Here is a 22,648-nt window from a genome sequence, read left to right on the forward strand (position 1 = left end):
TTCCGTTGACGACATTGTTTCCAGTGGCTACTTTGTAGCTCATGACAACATTCAGTGCGTCGGACGTTCCTCCCATGGCCGGCCGGACCGTGGTCGTCACGGGGGCGAACAGCGGGATCGGCCGGGCGGCGGCCCAGGTGTTCGCCGCCAGCGGCGCCCGGGTCGTGCTCGCCGTCCGCGACGAGGGCAGGGGCCGGGAGGCCGCCGCCGCGATGAGCGGCACCGTCGAGGTCCGCCGGCTCGACCTCGCCGATCTCGCCTCGGTCCGCGCGTTCGCGGACGGGGTCACCGAGCCCGTCGACATCCTCGTCAACAACGCCGGCATCATGATGCCGCCAATGACCCGCACGGCCGACGGCTTCGAGTCCCAGATCGGGGTCAACCACCTCGGGCACTTCGCCCTCACGAACCTGCTGTTGCCGCGAGTCAGAGGACGCGTCGTCACGATCTCCTCCAACGCGCACCGGGTGGGGTCGATCGACTTCGGCGACCTGAACTGGGAGCGGAGGCCCTACCGGGCGATGGCCGCGTACGCACGGTCGAAACTCGCCAACCTGCTGTTCACCTCGGAGCTCCAGCGGCGACTCACCGAGGTCGGATCGCCGGTGCTCGCCACCGCCGCGCACCCCGGTCTCGCCGCGACCAGCCTGCTCCGGAACAACGGCCAGCGGCGGGTCCTCGACCGAGCGCTGCGCGCGGTGACGGACCTGGTCACGCAGAGCGTCGAGGACGGCGCGCTGCCCACGTTGTACGCGGCCGTGGCGGACGTCCCTGGCGGCGCCTACGCCGGCCCGAGCGGTTTCCTGGAGGGACGCGGTGCTCCCAAGCTGGTCGGTCGTTCGGCGCGGGCGCGGGACACCGAGCTGGCCCGCCGCCTGTGGGCGGTGTCCGAGGAGCTGACCGGGGTCACCTTTCCCCGGCGGCGGCTCGAAGGCGTGCCCCGGACGGAGGCGGAGGCCTGAGCCGGGTCGAGCGTGGCCTCCCGGCAGGTCTCGGGCTCGCTGGCAGGCCCGTGCTCAGGGCCCGGCGGTGGAGCTGGGATGGAGTTCCCGCCGGGTGCGATCCGGTCACGCCTAGCCCCGGCGGGGGAGAGGCCGGTCGCGGGTGCTCCGTTCCCGCCGGGAACGGGGACCGGCGAGCGAGCGCCTCCGATCACCGCCCGCGCTGTCGACGGAACACGGGGACCGGCGGCACCCGGTGCGCGAATGGTGACCCGCACGGGCGCACTCCCGTGGTGGATCGCCCGGGACCAGGCCGACGACTCCGCGCGGGTCCCGGTCCCGTCGCCGGACGTCCCGGCTTCCAAGACGCGGGGGGCGGTCCGGACCACCAGCCGAGGCCGCCCGGCGAGCCAGTAACCCCAGTCAGGAGCCCCCACCTGAGTGGCGAGGAACGAGCCAGGGCGCGCCCTGGCCCTCCGTGGCCTGGTGGCCGCCCGGTCAGGGAGGAGGCGACAGGTAGCCGCGGGAGAAGGCCACGGCCACCGCCGCGGCCCGGTCGTGCACGCCGAGCTTCGCGTACACCTGGACGAGGTACGTCTTCACCGTCGACTCGCTGATGAACAGGTGCTTCGCCGCCTCCCGGTTGCTCGAGCCCCGGGCGATCAGCTCCAGCACCTCCAGCTCGCGCGGGGACAACGGTTCGGGGACGGGTTGGCGTACCTCCCGCAGGAGCCGGGTCGCGACGCTGGGCGCCAGCACCGCCTCGCCCCGCGCCGCCGCCTCCACGGCGCGGAACAACTCCTCCCTCGGCGCGTCCTTGAGCAGGTAGCCCGAGGCGCCGGCGTGAATCGCGGGCAGCACGTCGCTGTCCCTGTCGTAGGTGGTGAGCACGAGAACTCGGGAGGGAACCTCCCGCCGGGCGAGTTCGGTGATGGCCGTGACGCCGTCCGTCCTCGGCATCCGCAGGTCCATGAGGATGACGTCGGGGCGCAGCCGTTCGCCCAGGACGATCGCTTCCGCTCCGTCGCCGGCCTCCCCGAGGACCTCGAAGCGGGGGTCGGGGGTGAACATGCCGCGCAGGCCGTCCCGCACCACGGGATGATCATCGACGATCAGCAGGGAGATCACCGGGTTCCCCCGGTCGCCGGGATCGCGGGAACGGATGCGGAGATGGCGGTGCCACCCCCGGGCTCCGCCTCGATGTCGAGGCGTCCCGCCAACCTCCGCACCCGCTGCCGCATGCCGGCGAGGCCGAACCCGCCACCTGGGGAACCGTTGGCGCGCGGGGAGGTCACGTCGAATCCCACCCCGTCGTCCCGCACGTCCAACAGCACCCGGTCCGGGAGGTACGACAGGGTCAGTCCGACCCGACTCGCCCCCGCGTGCTTGGCCACGTTCGCCAACGCCTCCTGCGCGGTCCGCACCAGCGCGACCTCGACGTCGGTGTGCATGGGGCGGGCGTCGCCGGTGGTGGTCAGCACCGCGTCGACGTCGTGCGTCTCGCACCACCGGTGCACCACGGCCGCGATCGCCTCCGGTAACCGGGCGTCGGCGAGCAGTTCCGGTTCCATCGCGTGCACCGTCCGGCGGGCCTCGGTGAGGCTCTCACGGGCCAGGCTCATCGCCTTCGTCAGGTGCCGTCCGGCCGTCGAGGGCTGGTCGAGGGTCTGCTCCGCGGCCTGGAGCTGGGTGACGATACCGGCCAGACCCTGCGCCAGGGTGTCGTGGATCTCCCGGGCCATCCGCTGCCGCTCGTCCAGCACGCCCGCCTCGCGGGCCCGCGCCAGCAGTTGGGCGTGCAGGTCCGCGTTCTCCTCCAGGGCCGCCTCCAGGCGCGCGTTGGCCTCGTGCGATTCGACCAGCGCCCGTGTCCGCTCGCGTCCGCGTCTTTCGGCCGTGTCCAACAGGGAGTAACAGGACCCGGCCAGGACCACCGAGACCAGGGAGGTGACCGCCCACTCCCACCAGTCGCCGGTCAGGACGTTGTGCGCACCTCCCTGGTACGAGACGGACATGATCATCGACGTGGTGGCGGCGCCGAGGTACCGCCAGTGGCGGTCCAACCGTTCGAACGCGTGGACGTAGCCGATGAAGGCGAAGATGCCGTACCAGGGCGCGAGCACCACCAGGACCGCCGCCAACACGGTCAGCCCCGCGTAGTGCACCCTGGCCGGGGTGGGGTTCTCCCACCAGCGCGGGTTGGCGTCGAAACAGGCCAGCCAGAGCGCGGCGGCGAGCGTGACACCGAGCACGCCCGGGATCTGGACGGGGGTGTCCCGTTGCGCCAGCGCGGCCGAGGTGCTCACGGCCAGCAGGACGTAGGGGAGGACGGCGAACGCGGTGCCGACCCGGTGGTCCCAGTCCCCGTGCGGCTCGGTCCCGATGCTCACGACTCACTCCCAGCGGAAGTACCGCGCGGCCAGACCACCGGCCACGAGCGTCCACCCCAGCAGCACCGCCACGTGCGTCGCCTGGGGCCAGTGGCCGGCGGTGGCGTCCTGCAATGATTGCACGGCCGCCCCCAGCGGGGTGAGGTCGCTGATGGTCCGCAGGACGTCGTTCATCGAGTCGCGGGGAATCCACAGGCCGGCGAAGAACATGTTCGGGAACAGCAGCACCGTGCCGATCGCCCCCGCGCTCCTGCCGCTCGGCGCCAGCGACGCGACGAGCAGCCCGACGGCGAACATCGCGGAGATGGTCAGCAGGTACGCGGCGAGGTGGGCGGCGAGGTGGCGGGGCAGCCCGACGTCGAACACGAGGCGGGCGGTGGCCAGCACGACGAGGACGGTGGCGACGGACAGGGCGGCGGACATCAGCAGTTGCGCGCCGAGCATGGTGAGGGGGCGCACGGGCGTGGTCCGCATCCGTCGGAGGACGCCCTTCTCCCGGTAGGAGGCGAACTGTTGGGGCAGGCCGGTCAACGCGAAGAGGGCGACGCCCAGCGCGACGATGATGGGCACGTACAGGTCGATGACCCGCAGCCCTCCGAGGTCCGGGACGGGTTCGCGGAACGAGGGGACCGCGCCGAGGATGACCAGCAGGGCCGGGGGAACCGCGAGGGCGAACAACACGCTCATCGGTTCCCGGAAGAACAGCCGGGTCTCGGTGGCGGTGAGCCGGTACAGGGCGGACAAGGGATCTCCTCAGGAGCTGGTGGGGCGGCCGGTGAGCGCGACGTAGGCGTCGTCGAGCGAGGTCTGCTCCACTCGGAGGTCCTCCGCGACGATCCGCTGTCGGGCGAGCGTGCTGGTCAGGGCGAGCAGCAGGTTTCCCGTTCCGGTCACGACGAGCTGGCCGCCGGCCCGCTCCACGGCCGTGACGCCGGGGATGGCGGCGAGGACGGCCCGGTCCACCGGCGCGGACGGTCGGAACCGGACCCGTTTGCGGTCGTCCACCCTGGCGACGAGTCCGGCCGGAGTGTCGATCGCGACGACTCGGCCCCGGTCGATGATGGCCAGCCGGTCACAGAGCCGTTCGGCCTCCTCCATGAAGTGGGTGACCATCAGGATGGTCACGCCCTGGTCGCGGATGGTCTCGACGAGGTCCCAGGTGTCGCGGCGGGCCACGGGGTCCAGGCCGGTGGTGAGCTCGTCGAGGACCGCGACCCTGGGGTTGCCGACCAGCGCCAGCGCGACGGACAGCCGCTGCTTCTGCCCGCCGGACAACCGCCGGAACTGGGTGTCGATCTTGTCCGTGAGGTTCAGGGTGTCGATCAACGTCCGCCAGTCGGTGGGATGGCGGTAGAAGGAGGCGTACAGCTCCATCGCCTCGCCGACCCTGAGCTTGTCGGGCAGTTCACTGGTCTGGAGCTGCGCGCCCAGCAGGTGCGGCAGTTCGCCGGTGCCCCCGTGTGGGTCGATGCCGTGGACGCGCACGGACCCGCCGTCCGGGGTGCGCAGGCCCTCGACGCACTCGACGGTCGTGGTCTTGCCGGCGCCGTTGGGGCCGAGGATGCCGAAGATCTCGCCCTGGTCGACGGTGAAGCTCACGCCGTTCACCGCCACGTGGTCGCCGTAGCGTTTGACGAGGTTGTCCACCTCGATGATGGTCATGGTCGAAGCCTGACGCGTGCCCTGGTGCGACGGGACCGGTCACGCGGGCAGGGCTCGGTGTCCGTCCGGTGGGGGTGGCCCTCCACCAGTCGGTGGAGGGCGGGTGGTCCGGGGTGGGCGGTGCTCAGCCCGCGGTGGTGGCGGCCTCGGGTGCCGGCGTGTCCTGGTGAGCGGGCACCGAGGGCGGTGCACCCGGGCGACGAAGCCGACCGGGACGACCACAGGGCGCACAGTGCCGGACCGCCCCAGCCTCGGGAGCCGTCCTTCGCCAGCCCCAGCGTGACCCAGCCGGTGACGACGCCAGCCCGTCCGGATCGCCGGCGGCCTTCGGCAGGCGGGCCGGTTCGATCGTCATGCGGTCGCCCCTCCACGCACCGGCTCCGTGCGGCGCGACCGGCGCCGGTTGGCACCCGTCCCCTCGTCCCGAGCGTGCGGCGCATCCGCCGTCGTCCGCTGAGGACGACGCGTGGGACACCAGTCCCGGTGGGGACGGGGCGGCGGAGGAGCGTTGTCCCGGCACCTCCGGCCCCGTGCCACCGACCGGTCCGCGTTACACCGTCCTCTCCGGTCTCCTGGCGAGGACCTCCAGGTAGTGCGGGTTCGTCATGATCCCGAGGATGTTGCCGAACGGGTCGACCACCGAGGCGGTGACGAACCCCGCCTCACGCGGGGTCGGTGCCTCGTGGGAGGTGGCGCCCATGGCGAGCAGGGTGTCGTGCACGGCGGGCAGGTCGTCGACCGCCCAGTAGACGACCGCCCCCGCCGGCCGTTCGGTCGCGGCGTGTGGAGCCCAGTGGCAAGCGAGCAGGCCGAATTCGTGCTGGTAGTCGCCGATGCGGAACTCGATGTACGCGGGCGGCCCCTCTTCCGGCCGCACGAAGTAGGGATCGATGCCGAACAGCTTGGCGTACCAGGCCGCCGCGGCGCCGACGTCGTCGGCGAAGAAGGTGGTGGTGGTCAGTCCTCGCAGCATGGGTTCGCCTTCCGTTTCCGATGATCGCGGGGACGACCGTAGGAGGAGAAGTGCTCACCTCCTGGCCACTTTTCCCGGCAGACTCGGCGGATGCGTGCCGACCGCCTCGTCGCGATCCTCATGCTGATGCGGACCAGGGCCCGGGTGACCGCGGCCGAACTCGCCGCCGAACTCGAGGTCTCGGTGTCCACCGCCCGCCGTGACCTGGAGGCGTTGTCCTCGGCCGGCGTCCCGGTGTACCCCAGTCCCGGCCGGCACGGGGGCTGGTCGCTGGTGGGCGGGGCGCGCACCGATCTGAGCGGGTTGACGGCGGGTGAGGCGACCGCGTTGTTCCTCCTCGCCGGGCCGGGGGTTCCGATGACCAGCGAGCTCCGCTCCGCCATGCGGAAGCTGTTGGCCGCGCTGCCCCGGACCTTCCGGGGCGACGCGGAGGCCGCCTCGGGTGCCCTGCTGGTCGATCCCGTGGCGTGGGGCGGGGCCGGACGGGTGCGGCCCCCGCTGCTCGGGGCGCTGCGGGACGCGGTGGTGCGCGGGCGACGGGTTCGGCTGACCTACTCGGGCCGGACGGAGTCGACGAGGCTGGTCGATCCGTGGGGGCTCGTCGACAAGGACGGCACCTGGTACCTGGTTGGCGGGACGGAGCGGGGGCGACGCGCCTTCCGGGTGGACCGGGTGGTCGACGTGCTCCTCACCGACGAGGCGGCGCACCGGCCGCCGGGGTTCGACCTGTCGGAGGTGTGGGGGGAGGTGGTTCGTGACGTGGAAGGGCGGCGGTCCGGTGTCGTGGCGACGGTGCTCGTCGTGGCGCGGTACCTGTCCGCGTTCCGAGCGCAGTGGGGCCGGCACTGCGAGGTGGCGGGCGAGGGTGGGGACGGCCGGGTGCGGGTGCGGGTCTCGGCGCACCGGGCGGTGTCGGTGGCCGAACAGCTCGCGGGGTGGGGTGCCGTCGTGGAGGTGGTCGAGCCGGCGTCGGTCCGGGACGAGTTGGCCAGGATCGGCGCGGAACTCGTCGGGCGTTACGGACCGGCAGCGGAGCCGCCCGGGGGAGGAGGCCCGGGAGCGTGAACGCCCTTGGGCGGTGCCATGACTGGCCCGTTCGCAGCGGTGGTGGCGAGTTGCTGGTGCCTCGTCCGGGCCGGTGTCACATGCGGTCCGGGGCACTGATGCCGAGCAGGTTGAGCCCGTGTCGCAGGGTGCGTGCCGTGAGCTGGCAGAGGGCGAGTCGGTTGCCGCGAACAGGTTCTTCCGCGTTGAGGACGTGGCAGGCTTCGTAGAAGCTGGTGAAGGCGCGGGCGAGGTCGTAGAGGTATCCGCAGAGCTTGTGCGGCTCCAAGGTCTCGCCGACCTCGGTGAGGGCTGTGTCGTAGGCGTCGAGTTGGAGAGCCAGCGCCCGTTCAGCGGGCTGGAGCTCGATGGTCGGGTCGATCACGACGTGAGGGTCTCCAGCTTTGCGCAGGATCGAACGGATGCGGGTGTGCGCGTACTGGAGGTAGACGCCGGTGTTGCCGTTGAACGAGACCATGCGGTCAACGTCGAAGGTGTAGTCCCTGATCCGCGAATTGGACAGATCGGCGTACTTGACCGCTCCGATGCCCGCCTGTTCGGCGATCTGGTCCAGTTCCTCAGCGGGGAGGTCGGGGTCCTTCTCGTGGACCACGGCGCGCGCACGCGACACGGCGTCGTCGAGCAGATCCATCAGGCGGACCGTGCCGCCGGCGCGGGTCTTGAACGGGCGGCCATCGGGGCCGAGGACGGTGCCGTAGGGCACGTGTGCCGCCTCGACGCTGTCGGTGAGCCACCCCGCGCGGCGAGCCGCCTCGAAGATCAGCTGGAAGTGCAGGGCCTGCCGGGAGTCCGTGACGTAGAGCAGGCGGTTGGATTTCAGGTCGTGGATGCGGTAGCGGATCGTGGCGAGGTCCGTGGTGTCGTAGCCGTAGCCACCATCGCGTTTGCGCACCATCAGGGGGATGGGGTTGCCGTCCGGGCCAGTGACCTCCTCGGAGAAGATCACGAGAGCGCCTTCGCTCCCCACGGCGATTCCCGCCTCAGTCAGTTCGGTCACCACATCGGCGAGCAGGTGGTTGTAGAACGATTCCCCAACCGAGTCGTCGGGCGTGAGCAACACGCCGAGCCGGTCGTAGATGTCGCGGAAGGCCCTCTCGGACTCGGCGACGATCTCCCTCCAGCGTGTGACGGTGTCGTGGTCGCCGGACTGTAGCGCGACCACACGGCGGCGAGACCGGTCGGCGAATTCCGGGTTGGCGTCGAACAGAGCGCGGGCGGTGCGGTACAGATCGTCGAGCGCGGAGGCGGCGGAGGTGCCCGGCTCCAGCTCGTCGTGGTGCCAGGTGGCTTCCGGGTGCTCGTCGAGGTACTGGATGAGCATCCCGAACTGGGTGCCCCAGTCGCCGAGATGGTTTTGACGGATGACTTCCGCTCCGAGGAAGCCGAGGACACGCGCGAGGCTGTCGCCGATGATCGTGGTGCGCAGGTGCCCGACGTGCATTTCCTTGGCGATGTTGGGTGCCGAGTAGTCGATCACGGTCCGCTGGCCCTCATTGGGGGTGCCGACGCCGAGACGAAGGCTGACCAGGCGAGCGGCGAGCTGGTTCCAGATGAGCTGGTCGGGCACCGTGATGTTGAGGAACCCCGGGCCGGACATGTCGACACGTGTGATCGGCCCTCGGTCGCCAGCCACGGCCGCGATGAGCGCCTCGGCGAGTTCGGTGGGCCTGGTGCGGGCGCGCTTGGCCAGGGCGAGGGCTGCGTTCGACTGGAAGTCGGCGTGCTCGGATCGCCGGACGAGTGGATCGGCTCCGGCCAGCTCTGGGCGGGCATGGGCGATCGCCTGGGACACGCTGTCGGCGACCTGGCCGAGCAGCGGCAGCACCTCGTGGTTCGTCACTGAGTAACCCTCCTTCTCAGCGTTCGTCGTCCCAAGGCAAGACGCCTAGCCTGTATGCGGTCCGGAGTTGACCCAGCGCGGAATGTAGCGATCGGTGATCGGCCTCGAAACCGACCGCCTCGACCTGGTGGCGGAGGCCGCCACCCGCGAGAACTGAACCAGCAGCAACGGAAAGGCGCCGCACATGCGTGATCTGCCCACGGCCGCCTGGCGCAAGTCGAGCTTCAGCGACGCGGGAGGCAACTGCGTCGAGGTCGCTCCACTGCGCGATGGCCGGATCGCCGTACGGAACAGCAAGCATCCGGAAGCGGGGGCGGTGTTGTTCACCCCTGCCGAGATGGATGCCTGGATCAAGGGCTGCAAGGCGGGCGAGTTCGACGACCTGGCGGGCACGGGCCGCTGACTCCGCGCGGTCTGCTGGAGGCTCGGGGACGGCCGGCTTGAGGGGGACTCCCACCGCGCGGTGATCTCGGTGGGAGTCCCGACACCGCTGCGCACTCGGCCCATCGGCGCGGTGGGTGATGTCGTGTTCGGGCACGCGTGCCCGGCGGCGGGCCACGGTGAGGCACGAACCTGCCGTGGCTCTGCCCCGCCCCCGGGGCTCGACCTGCTGGCTGGGCGGCTCCCCGTGACTCGGGGCGACCTCCGGTGCGCTACCGCCGGATGGCGTGGTCGACGAAGTCGAGCAGCGCGGGGATCTGGTCCACCAGGCGGGTGGAGTCGTCGACCGCCCACGAACCGAGCACGCCGTCGGCGCACCGCAGGATGATGGTCGCGACGCCGCGCGCGTCGAAGTCGCGGAACTCGCCGTCCCGTTGTCCTCGTTGGAGGATCTCGGTGAGCGCGTCGACCTCCTCGGTGAGCTCGCCGGCGAAGGCGGGCGAACCCTCGGGGGTGCGGTGGTTGGCCATGATCTGGCTCATGGCCAGGAACTCGGCGCGGTGTTCGGCGTAGAACTCCAGCTGTGAGCCGATCCAGGCCCTGACCTGGCCCGACGCGGTGCTCTCCGCCTCGACGTGGCCGCTCATGCGCTCCCAGCCCCGTTCGAAGAACTGGGACACCACCAGCCGGAGGATCTCGTCCTTGTTCTCGAAGTGGTAGGTGATGACGCTCTTGCTGATCTCGGCCTTCTCCGCGATCCGGGCGAGGGAGGTGCCGGCGTAGCCGAGTTCGGCGACGACCTGGGTGGCCGCCTCGACGATCTGGGCGCGGCGAGCTCGTTCGATGAAGGAACGGCGTGGCGGGTGGTCGTTCGGATCGGGGCGTTCTGCCATGCGCGGATCGTAGGCCGCGCCGGGAGCCCGTTTCCGGCTCCGCGCGTCCCCGGCGCTCATGTCGCGGCGTGGACGAACAGCAGGGCCAGCCAGGACCAGCCCAGGGTGATCACCAGCTTCTGGATGAGTCCCAGGCGGGCGGAGTCGTTCTCCCAGGCCTGGCCGAAGGCGTGGAAACCACCGAACAACGCGACCGTGACGGCCCCCGAGAACCAGGTCCAGAGTGGACCGGGCAGTGCGAAGGTGGCGACGAGGGAGGCGACGGGCAGCGCGGTGAACACGGCGGCGCCGGCGTGGTCGTGCAGCTGGTGGCGGCGGCTGACCTCGGTGGGCGTTCCCTCCGGGGTGCCAGGGGGATAACCGCGCATCGGATCCATCGGGAACACGCCGGAGGCCACCAGGGCGAGACCGAAGAAGCCGACCACGACGGCGAGGGGGACGCTGCCCACCTGCGCGGGGAGGGCGGGCGCGGCGGCGGTGATCAGCAGGCCGCAGACGATGAAGTTGGTGGTCTGGAGCCAGCCCCGGTCGCCGAGCGCGAGGGCGCTGACGGGGTGTCGGACAGGGCGGTAGCCCGGTCTGGTCAGGCCGTCCAGCAGGAACACCACGACGAAGGCCACCGCCGCTCCCGCGCCGGCCCAGAGCAGGGCTGTCACGAGCCGCTCCTGGCCTCGTGCGGTCCGGGTGTGGTCCGTGGCGTCGGCGGGGCGGGTGGGACGGGCCTGGCGGGCGGGGCGGGACGTTTTTCCGTACGCATGGACCGAATGTAGTCCAGTCGGACTGTTTCCGGGTCGCGTGGTCGGAAGCTGGCGTTGCGGGGTCGTGGGGTGGCTGGTCCGAGGGGGCGCGGGGTCGGACCGCCCGGAGTGGACAGCGCCCGGGGTGGACAGCGGCCGGGGTGGACAGCGGCCGGGGTGGACAGCGGCCGAAGTAATTGTACGATGGTTCTAGTTGTCTTTATGTCCAAATACTTGGGGGACGCATGACTGGGATCTCGGACCGACTCGCCCCGCCCCGGGCCGGCGCTCGGGAGTGGTGGGGCCTCGCCCTGTTGGCGTTGCCCACCCTGCTGCTCGGGCTCGACGTGACCGTCCTGTACCTGGTGCTGCCCGGGCTGGCCGTGGAACTCGAGCCGAGCGCCACCCAGACCCTGTGGATCATGGACGCCTACGGTTTCCTCATCGCCGGCTTCCTGATCACGATGGGGACGCTGGGCGACCGGATCGGGCGGCGCCGACTGCTGATGATCGGCATCGCGGCGTTCGGGGTGGTCTCGGTGTTCGCCGCGTTCGCGCCGACCGCCGAGGCGCTGATCGTGGCGCGTGCCCTGCTCGGGGTGGCGGGCGCGACCCTCATGCCCTCGACCCTGTCCCTGATCAGCAACCTCTTCGTCGACCCGAGGCAGCGCGCGGTGGCGATCGGGGTGTGGGCCACCATGTTCGCCCTCGGGATGGCCGCCGGGCCGGTGCTCGGCGGAGCCCTGGTGGCCACCTTCTGGTGGGGGGCCGCCTTCCTGGTCGCCGTTCCGATCGCCGTGGTCGTCCTGGTCGCGGCTCCGCCGCTGCTGCCCGAGTACCGGGCCCCCCGCGAAGGCGCGTTCGACCTGCCCAGCGTCGCGCTGTCCCTGCTCGCGATGCTGCCGATCGTCTACGCGATCAAGCACGGGGCCGCCTACGGGGTCGACGCCGCGACCCTCGTCGCGGTGCTGGTCGGTGGCGTCTCCGCCGTCGTGTTCGTCCGCCGGCAGCTGCGGCTGCCCTCCCCGCTGCTCGACGTGTCGCTGTTCTCCAACCGGGCCTTCTCCGCCGCGCTGACCGTCCTGCTGGTGGGGCTCGTCGGCGTCGGCGGCGTCATGTTCCTCGTCACCCAGTACCTCCAGCTCGTCGAGGGCCTCTCCCCCGCCGCCGCCGGGCTCTGGATGGGGCCGCCGGCCCTGGCGATGCTCGTCGCGGCGATCGGTGCCCCGCTGCTGGCCAGGCGCTTCCGGCCGGGCCTGATCATGGCCGCCACGCTGGCGATGTCCCTGGTCGGCTACCTGTGCCTCGCCCTGGCCGGGACCGGGGAGCGGCTGGTCGTCGTGGTCGGGTTCGCCCTCGTCTACCTCGGACTGGGTGCCATGGCGGCCCTGGGGACCGACATCGTCGTCGGCGCGGTGCCCCCCACCAGGTCTGGGTCGGCGGCGGCCATGTCCGAGACCGTCCAGGAACTCGGGGTCGGACTGGGTGTCGCCGTCCTCGGGAGTCTCGCCACCGCCGTCTACCGGGCTCGGATCAACCCGCCCGCCGAGCTGGACCGGCCGGTCGCGGACGCGGTGGGTGACAGCCTGGCCGGAGCGCTGGCCGTGGCGGACGGGACGACGACGCGGGTGGTCGAGCAGGCGAGGATCGCCTTCACCGACGGGCTCAACCTGGCGGCTATCGTTGCGGGTGTGGCCATCGCGGCGGTCACCGTCCTGTGCGTCACCGCCCTCCGGCACATCGGCCCCTCGGGCGGTTCGGAGCACTGACGACCCGCCCACGGGAATGTCGGGAGTAGGGCGTGGGTGACGAGGGCACGACCACGGACGGGCGGCGGGTCCGAGGGCAGCGCCGGCGAGCCCAGATCATCGAGGCGACCCTGACCGTCGTCCGCCGGGACGGCGCGGCCGGTGTGACCCACCGAGCCGTGGCGAAGGAGGCCGGCATCACGACGAGCCTCACCACCTACTACTTCGCCACTCTCGACGACCTGCTGGTGGCGGCGCTCACGGAGGTCGCCGACACCTACACCGATCACATCCGCCGGATCATGGACACCAGCGACGACCCGGTGCGGGACTTCGCCGCGCTGGTCGCCGCATCGGCCGGGGAGGGGCGTGAGCGGGCCCTCGCGGAACGCGAACTGTCCACGCTGGCGGCGCGCCGACCCGCTCTCCGGCCGGTGGCGCGCCGCTGGCGCGAGCGTGTCGCCGACCTGGCGCGGCTCCGGACCTCCGATCCCCGCGCGGTGGAGGTGTTCGTGGCGATCGCCGAAGGTCTGTGCGCCGCGATCCTCCTCGACGAGGGCCGGGCGGACCCGGAGCACGTGCGCGCGGTCCTCGAACGCGCCCTGGTCGAGCGCTGACATCGAGCGCCGACCGGTCGACGGCTGACGCGGACGTCACTTCCGAGCCCCTTGTTCCCTTAGGTAAGCCTTGTCTAAGCTGCGCGGGTGATGATGGCGCAGCGGGATGCGATGACCGGTCGGTCCCTCGTGATCGGCTACGGCGGCTCGCCGGTGGTGTCGGGCGCGTCGATCGAGCTCGCCGCCGGACGGGTCACCGCGCTCGTCGGTCCCAACGGGTCCGGCAAGTCGACCGTCCTGCGTGGTCTCGCCCGGCTCCAGGCCCTGAGCGCGGGGGACGTGCGGCTCGGGGACGGCAGTGACGCCGCCGCCCTGTCCGCGCGGGACTTCGCCCGCCGGGTCACCCTGCTGGCGCAGAGCCGGCCGACCCCGGCGGCGGTGACGGTGCGGGAGGCCGTCGAGTACGGGCGGCACCCGCACCGCCGGGGCTGGCGGGGCAACGATGTCGGGGGGCCGGCCGCTGTCGCGCGGGCCCTGGAACTCACCGGCATCGCCGACCTCGCCGACACCGACGTCGACATGCTCTCGGGCGGCCAGGTCCAGCGGGTGTGGTTCGCCAGCGCCCTCGCCCAGGACACCGGGGTGCTGTTGTTGGACGAACCCACCAACCACCTCGACCTGCGGTACCAGATCGAGGTCCTCGAACTGGTGCGCGAACTCGCCGACGAGCACGGGGTGGCCGTCGGGGTGGTCCTGCACGACCTGAACCAGGCCGCGGCCGTCGCCGACCGCGTCGTCGTCATGTCCCGGGGCTCCGTCGTCGCGGACGGACCACCCCACGAGGCGCTGACCGGCGACCAGCTCAGCGAGGTCTACGAGATCGAGATCACCACGTCGGTCAACCCCGTGACCGACGAGCTGGACATCCGCTCCCCTCGGCAACGGGTCCGCCGGACCGTCGCGTCCTGACCCGATCCCACACCACCTCCGTACCGTGCTGACGGGGCGAGACCCCGCCGCGCGCGAAGGGAACCATGAGAACCTCACGAGCAGTACCCAGCCTGTTCGCCCTGACCGCGGTCGCCGTGCTGACCGCGGCGTGCGGCACCACCCACGAGGCGGCCACGACGACGACCGACCCGTCCGAGGGAGCGTCCGACCAGGCCGTCAGCATCGTCGACGCCCTCGGTGAGACCGTGGAGCTCCCGGCGCCGGCGACCCGGGTCGTCACCCTGGAGTGGATGCACACCGAGGTCGTCACCAGCCTCGGCGTCGACCCGGTCGGGGTCAGCGACGTCGCCGGGTACGAGAGCTGGGTGGGTGCCAGCGTCCCCCTGACCGGTGACCCCGTCGATGTGGGCGTCCGACGGGAACCGAGCGTCGAGGCCATCGCCGAGCTGGAGCCGGACCTGATCCTCGCGCCGGAGGGCGGGATCCCCGACGGGGCGATGGAGCAGATGGAACGCATCGCTCCCATCGCCTTCCTCGGCGGGTCGAACGCCTCCGATCCCATCGGCTCCATCCTCGAGGACTTCCAGAGCGTGGCCACCCTCCTCGGGAAGGAGGACGTCGCCGAGCAGGTCATCGCGGAGATGGACGAGACGATCGAGGCGAACGCGGCCGCGATCGAGGAGGCCGGTCTCGCCGGTACCCCGGTCGTCCTGGCCTCCCCGTACGCGGAGGGCGCGAACCTCACGATCCGCATGCACGGCCCGCGCACCGCCGTCCAGGCGGTGGCCGAGCGCATGGGGCTGGCCTCGGCCTGGGAGGACGAGGGTGACGACGCCTTCGGCCTGTCGAACATCGACATGGAGGGCCTGACGGCGCTCCCGGACGACACCAGGCTGCTGTACTGGGGCAACGACGACGAGGACGACGTGGTCGAGACGGCGATGGCGGGCAACCCGGTGTGGGAGAACCTGCCCTTCGTCCAGGACGGGAACGTCCACCGCGCGGCCGTGGGGGTCTGGGCGTACGGCGGCCCCGAGTCGCTGTCCGCCTGGAGCGACGACCTCGTCGCCCAGCTCGTCACCCAGTAGGAGTTCACGTCGTGACGACCGCTCCACCGGAGACGGCCCGGCGAGCCGATCCGACCAGCGCCGAACCCGCGGAGGGCACTCGCCGTCGCCCCTGGCTCCCGCTGCTGGTCACCCTCGTGCTCCTGGCCTGGCTGTCCGTGGCGGCCGCCGTGCACCTCACCCAGGGCACGGCGGCGCTGAGCGTGGCGGACCTGTGGGCCGTGCTCACCGGAGGCGAGTCGCTGGACACGGCCGCGGCGGTCGTCACGGCTTCCCGCGTCCCGCGCCTGCTGGCCGCCGTGCTGGTCGGCTGCGCGCTGGGCATCGCCGGCGCGAGCATGCAGGCGGTGGCGCGCAACCCGCTGGCCGCGCCCGACACCACGGGCGTCAACGCCGGCGCCCACCTGGCCGTCACCCTCGCCGCGGTGCTCGGCGCCCAGCTGGGGGCCGTCCCCAGCATCGCCGTCGCCTTCTGCGGGGGGCTCGCGGCCGCCGCCGTGGTGATGGGGCTGTCCGGTGGTGGGGCGGCGTCCCCGGTGCGGCTGGTGCTCGCGGGCTCGGCGATCACGTTGGGCCTGTCCTCGATCACCTCCGCCGTGCTGCTGTTGTTCCCCTGGGAGACCCAGGGGCTGTTCGCCTGGGGGGCTGGTTCCCTCGGGCAGAACGGGGTGGGCGCGGTTCGGGGTGTCCTGCTGTTCGCGCTCCCGGTGGCCGTCGCGCTCATCCTCATGGCCCGGCGCCTCGACCTGCTCCAGCTGGGGGACGACGCGGCCAGGTCCCTGGGCGTGCACGTGGGCCGCACCCGTGCCGTGATCGTGGTCCTCGCCGTGTTGCTGGCGACGAGCGTGGTCACGGTGACCGGCCCGATCGGTTTCGTCGGTCTCTGCGCGCCGCTGCTGGTGCGCCTGGTCGCGTCCCGGGTTCCGGGCCTGCGCCGGCACCGCACGTTGTTGCCGCTGGCGGCCCTCGCCGGCACCGCGCTGGTCCTCACCGCGGACATCGCGCTGCGCGCCACCTTCGGTTCGGTCAGCGGCGTGACCGTGCCCACCGGGGTGGTCACCAGCGTGATCGGCGCCGTCGCGCTCATCCTCCTCGCGACGAGGACCAGGTCCACCCTGGAACCCGACACGCTGATCACCATGCGTGGCGGCACCGGGTTCGGGCGCCGGCACCCCGGAGCGGTGCTGGCCGTCGCGGGTGCGGTGCTGGTCGGGTCCGTCGTGGCTGGCGTCCTGCTGGGCGACAGCACCGTCCTGCTCGGCGACCTGTGGAACTGGGCCACCGGGCGCGCCGCGCTGATCCTGGAGATCGTCCTGGACAGCCGGGTGCCGCGAGTGCTGGCCGCGCTCCTCGCCGGTGCCTGCCTCGGGCTCGCCGGTGCCCTCGTGCAGACGGTCACCCGCAACCCGCTCGCCGACCCGGGGATCCTGGGTGTGTCCAGCGCCGGCAGCCTGGGCGCCGTCATCGTGATCGTCGCGGCGGGCGCGCCCGCCTTCGTCCTCGTCCTCGGCGGCTCCCTCGCCGGGTGCGCGCTCGCCGGTCTGCTGATCTTCGCGTTGTCCTCCCGGGGAGGGATCAACCAGGGGCGGATGGTGCTGGTCGGCATCGCCATCTGGGCGGGCACGTCGGCGGTGACGACCCTGCTGCTCGTCCGCACCGACCCGTGGAACCAGAACAAGGCCCTGACCTGGCTGGGTGGCTCGACGTTCGGCGCGAGACCGGTCGAGCTGCTGCCGATGGTCGTGGCGCTGCTGGTGGCGGCCGTGGTGGTCGCGCGTTCGCACCGGGATCTCGACATCGTCCAGATCGACGACACCACCCCGAGGGTGCTGGGCGTCCGGCTCGACGCGAGCCGCGTCACGCACGTGGGTCTCGCCGTGCTCCTGACCGGGGCGGCCACCTCGACGATCGGCCCGATCGCCTTCGTGGGCCTGGTGGCCCCGCACGCGGCCCGGATCCTCGTGGGCAAGCGCCACCTGCACCAGCTCCCCCTCACCGTCCTGCTCGGCGCGGCCCTGGTGGTGATCGCGGACGTCGTCGGCCGGACCGCGCTCGCACCCGCGCAGTTGCCGGCCGGCCTGACGACCGCGGTCGTCGGCACCCCGTACTTCCTGTGGTTGCTGTGGCGGATGCGGGCCGGCCGGGGGCGGGGCTGACGGCGGGCGCGGGGGCCGGGGAGCCGGGGCACGGGCGACGAGGGAGAACGGCCGGTGAGGAGCGGATGGGTCTCCGGTGAGGAGGTCGACGACGTGCCGCCACGACCCCCGGTCGACGGCGGTCCCCTCGACTGGGGTGCCCTCGCGGCGAGCCTCACCGACGAGCTGGACGACTTCGCCAGGGCCACGCTGGACTCGGCGGGCGGCGAGCGGGTGTACGCCGTCGCGGTGCACCGCTTCCACGCCGAGCCGGGCGGGGCGATCTCCCTGCCCGTCTTCGCCGCGGCCGGCGAGGAATGGCTGGACCGGCAGGCCCCCGAGGCCCGGGAGGAGCTGCGCTGGAGCGCGGCCGACTGGCCGTGGCAACGCTTCGACGACTGGCGGGAGCCGGGGTCCTGGCTGCGGTGGGGCGAGCGGGTGACGGCGGAGGCGGTCCAGGGCGGCCTGGACCGGTGGCACGCGGTGCACCGGAGGTTCCTCGACACGGTCGTCCGCGCGTGCGAGCGGGTGGCCGCCGGCCTCGCCCGGGACTTCCCGCGCGCCCCGGTGGTCGTCCCGCTCGACCAGGAGGTCGAACCGCGGGGCCGGGCGATGCCCGCCTGGTCGTGGTCGGGACGAGCGGGTGGCACCTCAGACGTCGCTGAGCGGGGAGGCGGCCGCTGCTGACCGGGCGGCCGCCGAGGGCACCCCTCCTAGTCGAGGACGGTCCGCGTGCCCGTGATCTCCCGCAGGGCCGCCCGCAGCCGGACGTCGTCGGCGAGGCCGCCGCCTGGCCCGGGCACCCGCGCGTCGGACTCGAGGACCGGTGCGAGGGCGGCTGCGACCCGGGCCCGCAACGCGGGCCGGGGGGCGGACGCCTCCCGCACCGGCTCGGAGATCTCCTCCGCCACCCGCACGCCGTGGCCGGAGGAGATCGAGGCGGTCAGGGCCGAGAGGCCCCAGTCCACGGTGTCCTCCGGGGAGATCGCTCCCAGCGCCCACAGCGCCCGCACCGCGACGGCGGTGGCGTGGTGGTCAGGGCCGGACCACGAGGGGCGGCCGTTCCCGGCGACGTCCCGGAGCAGGTCCACCCAGCCGGTCCGCGACCGGGTGTGCCCTCCCACCAGCTCGTTGCCGAGCGCGACGGCCTCCGCGAACGGGCGCCCCGCCGCGTCCGCCACCGCCAGCAGGGTGGGCCACATCCGCTCCACGTCCTCGTGTTCCGCCACCGCGCGAGCCGCGACGAGCTGGCATTCCCGGGCCTGGTGGGAGGTGCGCGCGGAACCGTCGAGCAGCCGGAGGCAGGCCGCCCGGACGGCCGGCGAGTACCGCGTGACCCAGACGGCGAGCAGTTCGGCGTCGGCCCTGCCGTCACCCCCGACGAGTTCCCACGCCTCCTCGAAGGTCAACTCGTGTTCGTGCGGGTCGAGTACCGCCCAGGTGGTGAGGAGCCACGCCTCGGCCAAGTCGGAGTCCGGCCGGACCGACCGCAGCGCCCTGGCCGTGCGGCGGCGGAGGCCGATCGTGAACAGCGCGGAGTGGTGCGCGGCCGCCTTGGCCAGCACGCGGCAGGCCCCCGAGGGCGCCAGCGCCACCGACGCGAGCGCGATGCGCACCGTGTCGTCGGACTGGGGAAGACCGGCCACCAGGTCCAGCCAGCGGGGCGCGGCCCCCGGCCAGGCGGTGATGGCGCGGCCGGCGAGCGACACGAGTTCCCGGTGGGCCCAGGCCGGGTCGCGGCGGCCGGAGGCGCCACCGAACACGAGGGAGAAGGGGACCCGGGTCGTGCCGTCCTCGACGTGGGGTTCCTCGGGAGCTCGGAGCACGGCCTCGGCGAAGGTGGTCCACCTCGGGTCCCGTGCCCCGAACAGGACGGCGGCCCCGGTGGCCAACACCCTCGCCCGGTCCGGGTCGGGCACCGCGCCCGGGGCGGGGACCGCGCCGACGAGCCTGGCGACGCCGTCGCAGACCTCCGGCGTTCGTCCCCGCGCCCCGTGGCGGAGCTCGCCCAGGGCACCGGCGAGGACGATCGCCGCTCCGGTGGGCGGGGCCTCGTCGACGAGCCCCAGCAGCGCGTCCAGCGCCGTTCCGGCGGTCGACCGGGAGGACTCGGCCACCCCGACCCAGGCCGTCGCGAGGTCGGCGACCGGGACCGAACCCGTGTCCCGGAGCGACCGCAGCGCGGGTACGGCCGACGGGCCGGCGGCCCGCACCAGGGCGTCGAGCGACCGTCCCGCACCGCCTCCCGGGTACCGGTCGGCCTCACCCGGCCACAGCCGCACCAGGTGCTCGACGGCGCCGGGGAGATCGGTGCCGGTGGCCACCGCGCACCACGCGGCGGCGAAGATGACGCCGTCCGCGCCGGCCGCCACCACCACCCGGAAGTCCTCGGCGTCGAACGCGCCCAGCCGGATCAGGGGCTCCACCAGCGCGCTGGCCGCGCCGACGTCCCGTTCGTGGCCGAGCCGGCTCCGCAGCGGCCCGACGATCTCGGCGACCAGTTCGCGGTCGTCGACGTGGACCACGCACCCGTAGGCCGCCTCCCGGATCCGGGCGTCGGGGTCGTCCAGGATCGGGACCAGCGCGCGGACCGCGTCCCGCGCCGCGGACCGGGCGCGCTGGTCGAACAGCTCGAGGTCCGTGCCCGCCGGGAGATGGGTCGAGTCACGGCCGGCCCCGGTGGCGACGGCCTCGGTGTAGGCGCGCAGCAGCCGCAGCGAGCCGACCCGGCCGGGGGCGTCGGGGGAGAGGGCCACGTGGACGAGCAGGGGGAGCGCGGCGATCGTGGCCGGGTAGACGCCGCCCTGGCGCAGGATCGAGCCGAACAGCTCGGTCGCGGCCTCCTCCCAGTCGTCGTCCCGGAGCCGTTCGATCAGTCCGGGGGTGTCCTCAGCCGGCCCGTGGGCGTGGACCAGGGTGGACCAGTCGATCGGCTGGGGTGGGGCGACGTCACGTGCGTGCACTCTCGAAGGCTAGCGACCGGGGGCCACGACGGACCTGGTCACGCGGTGGTCGGAGTACAACGGTGACCTGATCCCCCGCACCCCGGGGTTCAGCCCGGAACGCGGACCGCGTGACCGCTGACCCGGATCCGAGGGGTCGTCCGGTCCGCGCCGTCGGGGAGGTCCCGCCTGGCGGGGTTCGTGGTCGTGGGCGAGGACCGGGGTCCGCGCCCACCCACGGCGTTCCGCCACCCGGGCGCCCGGGGGCGGGGTCCGGCGCGAGCGGCCACACCCCCAGAGCGGGTCCGCTTCCGCCGGGCCCGGCCGGGTTGGGCCGGGTGTCGGAGGCGTCCTGCCGTCAGTGGCCGCTCGCGCCGAACTCGCGCGGCGAGTCACACAACACTGTTACTCGCGGGTCGAGAAGTCATCTGTGACGAACGACGCGGCGCGGGCTCGCCCGCCGCCGTCCTGTCCGGCCTGGTGGTCGGTCAGCCGACCGCTCGTCGCCGGTAGAGCACGGCCGCCAGCGGTACGGCCACCGCGGTGATCGCGGTCCACCAGATGACGGCGGCCACGCCGGCCCCGTCGGCGGGCACTCCCAACAGCAGTCCCCGGACGGCGTCGATGACGAGGCTGATCGGCTGGTTCTCCACGAAGACCCGCAGGGCGGTCGGCATGGTCTCCGGGGGGACGAAGGCGCTGCTGGCCTGGGGCAGGAAGAGCAGGATCGTCCCGTAGCCGCTGGCCGCGTCCACGCTGCTGGCCAGCAGCCCCAGCAGGGCCGCCAACCAGGCGAAGCCGAGCGCGAAGAGGACCAGCAGGCCGATCGCGAGCAGCCATTCCAGCACGCCGGCGGACGGGCGGAACCCGACCAGGAGCCCGACCAGGATGAGGGTGGTCAACGAGATCAGCGCACGGGCCACCGTGGCCACGACGTGGCCGACGAGGACCGCCGAGGCGGGCATCGGCAGCGACCGGAACCGGTCCACGATCCCGTTCGTCATGTCCTGGCTGACCGAGCTGGTGGTGGACATCGCGCTGATGCCGACGCCGATGGCGATGACCCCGGAGATCAGGTAGTCGACGTAGGCGCCTCCGGTGTCGATCGCACCGCCGAAGAGGTACCGGAAGATCAGCAGGATGCTGGTGGGCACGGCGACCGCGAGGACCACCTGTTCCGGACTGCGCCTCAGGTGCCGCAACCCCCGCCCGACGAGGACGGCGCTCGCCGAGGTGGCTCGGCGGACCGGGGAGGGCAGCGGCGGGGCCGGGGTGAGCCACGGCATCGTCTGAACGCTCATCGCCGTGCCTCCACGGGGGCCGGGCCGGTGGACGCGCGGTCCTCGGTCAGGGAGAGGAACACGTCGTCGAGGGTGGGTTTGCTGACCTCGAAGTCGGCCACTCGCACGCCGGCGTGTCCCAGCCGGCCGATCAGGTGGCCGAGTTCGTCGACCCCGTCGACCGGGACGCTCAGCCTGGTTTCCCCGGTGTCCCGTGCTGCCTCGGATGGGAGCAGGAGCCGCGCCGCGTGGTGCCGTTCGGCCTCGGTGGCGAAGGACAGGTCGAGACGCGCGGTGCCGATCCGCCTCTTGAGCTGGTCGGACGTGCCCTCGGCTGCGATCCGCCCGCCGTTGATGAGGGCGACCCGGTCCGCCAGTTGGTCGGCCTCCTCCAGGTACTGGGTGGTGAGCAGGATCGTGACCCCGGAAGCCAGCAGTTCGCGGACGGTGTCCCAGAGGCTCACCCTGCTCCTCGGGTCGAGCCCGGTCGTCGGTTCGTCGAGGAAGAGCACCGGCGGACCGCCCAGCAGGCTGGCGGCCAGGTCGAGGCGTCGCCGCATCCCACCGGAGTAGGTGCGGACGGGTCGGTCGGCTGCCTCGGTCAGGTCGAAGCGTTCGAGCAGGTTCTGGGCGTCCCGGCGGGCGGCGCGACGGTCGAGGTGCCGCAGGCGACCCATCATCACCAGGTTCTCCCGCCCGGTCAGCAGGTCGTCGAGGGTCGCGTACTGACCGGTCAGGCCGATGGATCTGCGGACGGCGGCCCCCTCCGTCACGACGTCGTGGCCGTTGACGGTGGCGGTGCCCGAGTCGGGCTGGAGCAGGGTGCTGAGGATGCGGACGGTGGTGGTCTTCCCGGCGCCGTTGGGGCCGAGCAGGGCCAGCAGCGTTCCGCGTGGCACGCGGAGGTCGACGCCGTCGAGCACCTGGGTCGACCCGAGGGAGCGGCGCAGGCCGCTCGCCTGGATCGGAAAGGCGGTGGTGGTCATGTGGTGTCCCCGTGAGGTGTAGGGAGGCGGGCGACCCGCCGGAGAGAAACTGTGTATGTCGCACACTGTTGTGTGTATTTCATACACAGTTTTAGGATCG

General features: G+C 72.7%; 20 protein-coding genes. 9 read left to right on the top strand and 11 right to left on the bottom strand.

The window, feature by feature from the left end; translation table 11 throughout:
* The first annotated feature begins 41 nt into the window (after window positions 1–41).
* Window positions 42–962, top strand: coding sequence for an oxidoreductase (locus tag ACOJVX_RS02570; RefSeq protein ID WP_418155552.1), 921 nt, complete (start codon window positions 42–44; stop codon window positions 960–962).
* Between the two features lie 477 nt (window positions 963–1,439).
* On the opposite strand, the gene ACOJVX_RS02575 is transcribed toward ACOJVX_RS02570, so the two are convergent.
* From ACOJVX_RS02575 to ACOJVX_RS02595, 5 genes are all read right to left on the bottom strand, one after another.
* Window positions 1,440–2,069 (bottom strand): response regulator, encoded by a 630-nt coding sequence (locus ACOJVX_RS02575; RefSeq protein WP_016700525.1) that lies wholly within the window; start codon window positions 2,067–2,069, stop codon window positions 1,440–1,442.
* Complete coding sequence (locus ACOJVX_RS02580) at window positions 2,066–3,331, bottom strand: sensor histidine kinase (protein WP_418155555.1); 1,266 nt, start codon at window positions 3,329–3,331, stop codon at window positions 2,066–2,068. Before ACOJVX_RS02580 ends, ACOJVX_RS02575 begins: the two co-directional genes overlap by 4 nt.
* A 3-nt stretch (window positions 3,332–3,334) precedes the next feature.
* Window positions 3,335–4,075 (bottom strand): ABC transporter permease, encoded by a 741-nt coding sequence (locus tag ACOJVX_RS02585; RefSeq protein ID WP_422647212.1) that lies wholly within the window; start codon window positions 4,073–4,075, stop codon window positions 3,335–3,337.
* 9 nt (window positions 4,076–4,084) lie between these two features.
* Window positions 4,085–4,993, bottom strand: a complete 909-nt coding sequence (locus tag ACOJVX_RS02590; protein WP_418155557.1) for an ABC transporter ATP-binding protein — start codon at window positions 4,991–4,993, stop codon at window positions 4,085–4,087.
* A gap of 550 nt (window positions 4,994–5,543) precedes the next feature.
* Entirely contained in the window at window positions 5,544–5,966 is a 423-nt protein-coding gene (locus tag ACOJVX_RS02595) for a VOC family protein (protein WP_418155558.1), read from the bottom strand.
* Between the two features lie 90 nt (window positions 5,967–6,056).
* Here ACOJVX_RS02595 and ACOJVX_RS02600 point away from each other — a divergent pair, with 90 nt between their 5' ends.
* A complete protein-coding gene (locus ACOJVX_RS02600) occupies window positions 6,057–7,031 on the top strand; it encodes a helix-turn-helix transcriptional regulator (protein ID WP_418155559.1) in 975 nt (324 codons plus the stop codon).
* A 76-nt stretch (window positions 7,032–7,107) separates the two neighbouring features.
* Here ACOJVX_RS02600 and argS read toward each other — a convergent pair whose 3' ends face one another.
* Window positions 7,108–8,871 carry an arginine--tRNA ligase gene (argS, locus tag ACOJVX_RS02605; protein WP_418155560.1) on the bottom strand — a complete coding sequence of 588 codons (1,764 nt, stop codon included), beginning with the start codon at window positions 8,869–8,871 and terminating at the stop codon, window positions 7,108–7,110.
* Between the two features lie 184 nt (window positions 8,872–9,055).
* On the opposite strand from argS, the gene ACOJVX_RS02610 reads away from it, so the two are divergent.
* Entirely contained in the window at window positions 9,056–9,274 is a 219-nt protein-coding gene (locus tag ACOJVX_RS02610) for a DUF397 domain-containing protein (protein WP_418155561.1), read from the top strand.
* 250 nt (window positions 9,275–9,524) lie between these two features.
* On the opposite strand, the gene ACOJVX_RS02615 is transcribed toward ACOJVX_RS02610, so the two are convergent.
* A complete protein-coding gene (locus ACOJVX_RS02615) occupies window positions 9,525–10,145 on the bottom strand; it encodes a TetR/AcrR family transcriptional regulator (RefSeq protein ID WP_035291303.1) in 621 nt (206 codons plus the stop codon).
* A 56-nt stretch (window positions 10,146–10,201) separates the two neighbouring features.
* Entirely contained in the window at window positions 10,202–10,801 is a 600-nt protein-coding gene (locus tag ACOJVX_RS02620) for a DUF998 domain-containing protein (protein WP_026417440.1), read from the bottom strand.
* Window positions 10,802–11,127: 326 nt separating this feature from the next.
* Here ACOJVX_RS02620 and ACOJVX_RS02625 point away from each other — a divergent pair, with 326 nt between their 5' ends.
* The 6 genes from ACOJVX_RS02625 (at window position 11,128) to ACOJVX_RS02650 (ending at window position 18,027) form a co-directional block, all read left to right on the top strand.
* Window positions 11,128–12,651 carry an MFS transporter gene (locus tag ACOJVX_RS02625; protein ID WP_026417439.1) on the top strand — a complete coding sequence of 508 codons (1,524 nt, stop codon included), beginning with the start codon at window positions 11,128–11,130 and terminating at the stop codon, window positions 12,649–12,651.
* Window positions 12,652–12,683: 32 nt separating this feature from the next.
* Window positions 12,684–13,247 carry a TetR/AcrR family transcriptional regulator gene (locus ACOJVX_RS02630; RefSeq protein WP_026417438.1) on the top strand — a complete coding sequence of 188 codons (564 nt, stop codon included), beginning with the start codon at window positions 12,684–12,686 and terminating at the stop codon, window positions 13,245–13,247.
* 90 nt (window positions 13,248–13,337) lie between these two features.
* Window positions 13,338–14,156: an ABC transporter ATP-binding protein gene (locus ACOJVX_RS02635; protein ID WP_372493015.1), complete on the top strand. Its 819-nt coding sequence runs from the start codon at window positions 13,338–13,340 to the stop codon at window positions 14,154–14,156.
* A 65-nt stretch (window positions 14,157–14,221) separates the two neighbouring features.
* Window positions 14,222–15,226: an ABC transporter substrate-binding protein gene (locus ACOJVX_RS02640; protein WP_026417436.1), complete on the top strand. Its 1,005-nt coding sequence runs from the start codon at window positions 14,222–14,224 to the stop codon at window positions 15,224–15,226.
* Between the two features lie 11 nt (window positions 15,227–15,237).
* Entirely contained in the window at window positions 15,238–17,361 is a 2,124-nt protein-coding gene (locus tag ACOJVX_RS02645; protein ID WP_422647213.1) for an iron ABC transporter permease, read from the top strand.
* 54 nt (window positions 17,362–17,415) lie between these two features.
* Window positions 17,416–18,027, top strand: a complete 612-nt coding sequence (locus tag ACOJVX_RS02650; protein WP_418155564.1) for a DUF4303 domain-containing protein — start codon at window positions 17,416–17,418, stop codon at window positions 18,025–18,027.
* A gap of 26 nt (window positions 18,028–18,053) precedes the next feature.
* On the opposite strand, the gene ACOJVX_RS02655 is transcribed toward ACOJVX_RS02650, so the two are convergent.
* The 3 genes from ACOJVX_RS02655 to ACOJVX_RS02665 all read right to left on the bottom strand — a co-directional run bounded on the left by ACOJVX_RS02655 (window position 18,054) and on the right by ACOJVX_RS02665 (window position 22,548).
* Window positions 18,054–20,303, bottom strand: coding sequence for a hypothetical protein (locus tag ACOJVX_RS02655; RefSeq protein WP_030104264.1), 2,250 nt, complete (start codon window positions 20,301–20,303; stop codon window positions 18,054–18,056).
* Between the two features lie 467 nt (window positions 20,304–20,770).
* A complete protein-coding gene (locus tag ACOJVX_RS02660) occupies window positions 20,771–21,583 on the bottom strand; it encodes an ABC transporter permease (RefSeq protein WP_030104261.1) in 813 nt (270 codons plus the stop codon).
* Window positions 21,580–22,548 (bottom strand): daunorubicin resistance protein DrrA family ABC transporter ATP-binding protein, encoded by a 969-nt coding sequence (locus ACOJVX_RS02665; RefSeq protein WP_035273264.1) that lies wholly within the window; start codon window positions 22,546–22,548, stop codon window positions 21,580–21,582. The genes ACOJVX_RS02660 and ACOJVX_RS02665 overlap by 4 nt, the downstream gene beginning before the upstream one ends.
* Window positions 22,549–22,648: the final 100 nt, after the last annotated feature.

The sequence above is a fragment of the Actinoalloteichus caeruleus genome (genome assembly GCF_049311605.1).
Taxonomy (GTDB): Bacteria; Actinomycetota; Actinomycetes; order Mycobacteriales; family Pseudonocardiaceae; genus Actinoalloteichus_B; species Actinoalloteichus_B caeruleus.

Excerpts from the sequence above, each read along its gene's own strand:
- ACOJVX_RS02635 (WP_372493015.1), top strand. The coding sequence starts at position 13,338 with ATGATGGCGCAGCGGGATGCGATGACCGGTCGGTCCCTCGTGATCGGC.
- ACOJVX_RS02590 (WP_418155557.1), bottom strand. The coding sequence starts at position 4,993 with ATGACCATCATCGAGGTGGACAACCTCGTCAAACGCTACGGCGACCAC.
- ACOJVX_RS02570 (WP_418155552.1), top strand. The coding sequence starts at position 42 with ATGACAACATTCAGTGCGTCGGACGTTCCTCCCATGGCCGGCCGGACC.
- ACOJVX_RS02610 (WP_418155561.1), top strand. The coding sequence starts at position 9,056 with ATGCGTGATCTGCCCACGGCCGCCTGGCGCAAGTCGAGCTTCAGCGAC.
- ACOJVX_RS02625 (WP_026417439.1), top strand. The coding sequence starts at position 11,128 with ATGACTGGGATCTCGGACCGACTCGCCCCGCCCCGGGCCGGCGCTCGG.
- ACOJVX_RS02640 (WP_026417436.1), top strand. The coding sequence starts at position 14,222 with ATGAGAACCTCACGAGCAGTACCCAGCCTGTTCGCCCTGACCGCGGTC.
- ACOJVX_RS02615 (WP_035291303.1), bottom strand. The coding sequence starts at position 10,145 with ATGGCAGAACGCCCCGATCCGAACGACCACCCGCCACGCCGTTCCTTC.
- ACOJVX_RS02600 (WP_418155559.1), top strand. The coding sequence starts at position 6,057 with ATGCGTGCCGACCGCCTCGTCGCGATCCTCATGCTGATGCGGACCAGG.
- ACOJVX_RS02595 (WP_418155558.1), bottom strand. The coding sequence starts at position 5,966 with ATGCTGCGAGGACTGACCACCACCACCTTCTTCGCCGACGACGTCGGC.
- ACOJVX_RS02660 (WP_030104261.1), bottom strand. The coding sequence starts at position 21,583 with ATGAGCGTTCAGACGATGCCGTGGCTCACCCCGGCCCCGCCGCTGCCC.
- ACOJVX_RS02665 (WP_035273264.1), bottom strand. The coding sequence starts at position 22,548 with ATGACCACCACCGCCTTTCCGATCCAGGCGAGCGGCCTGCGCCGCTCC.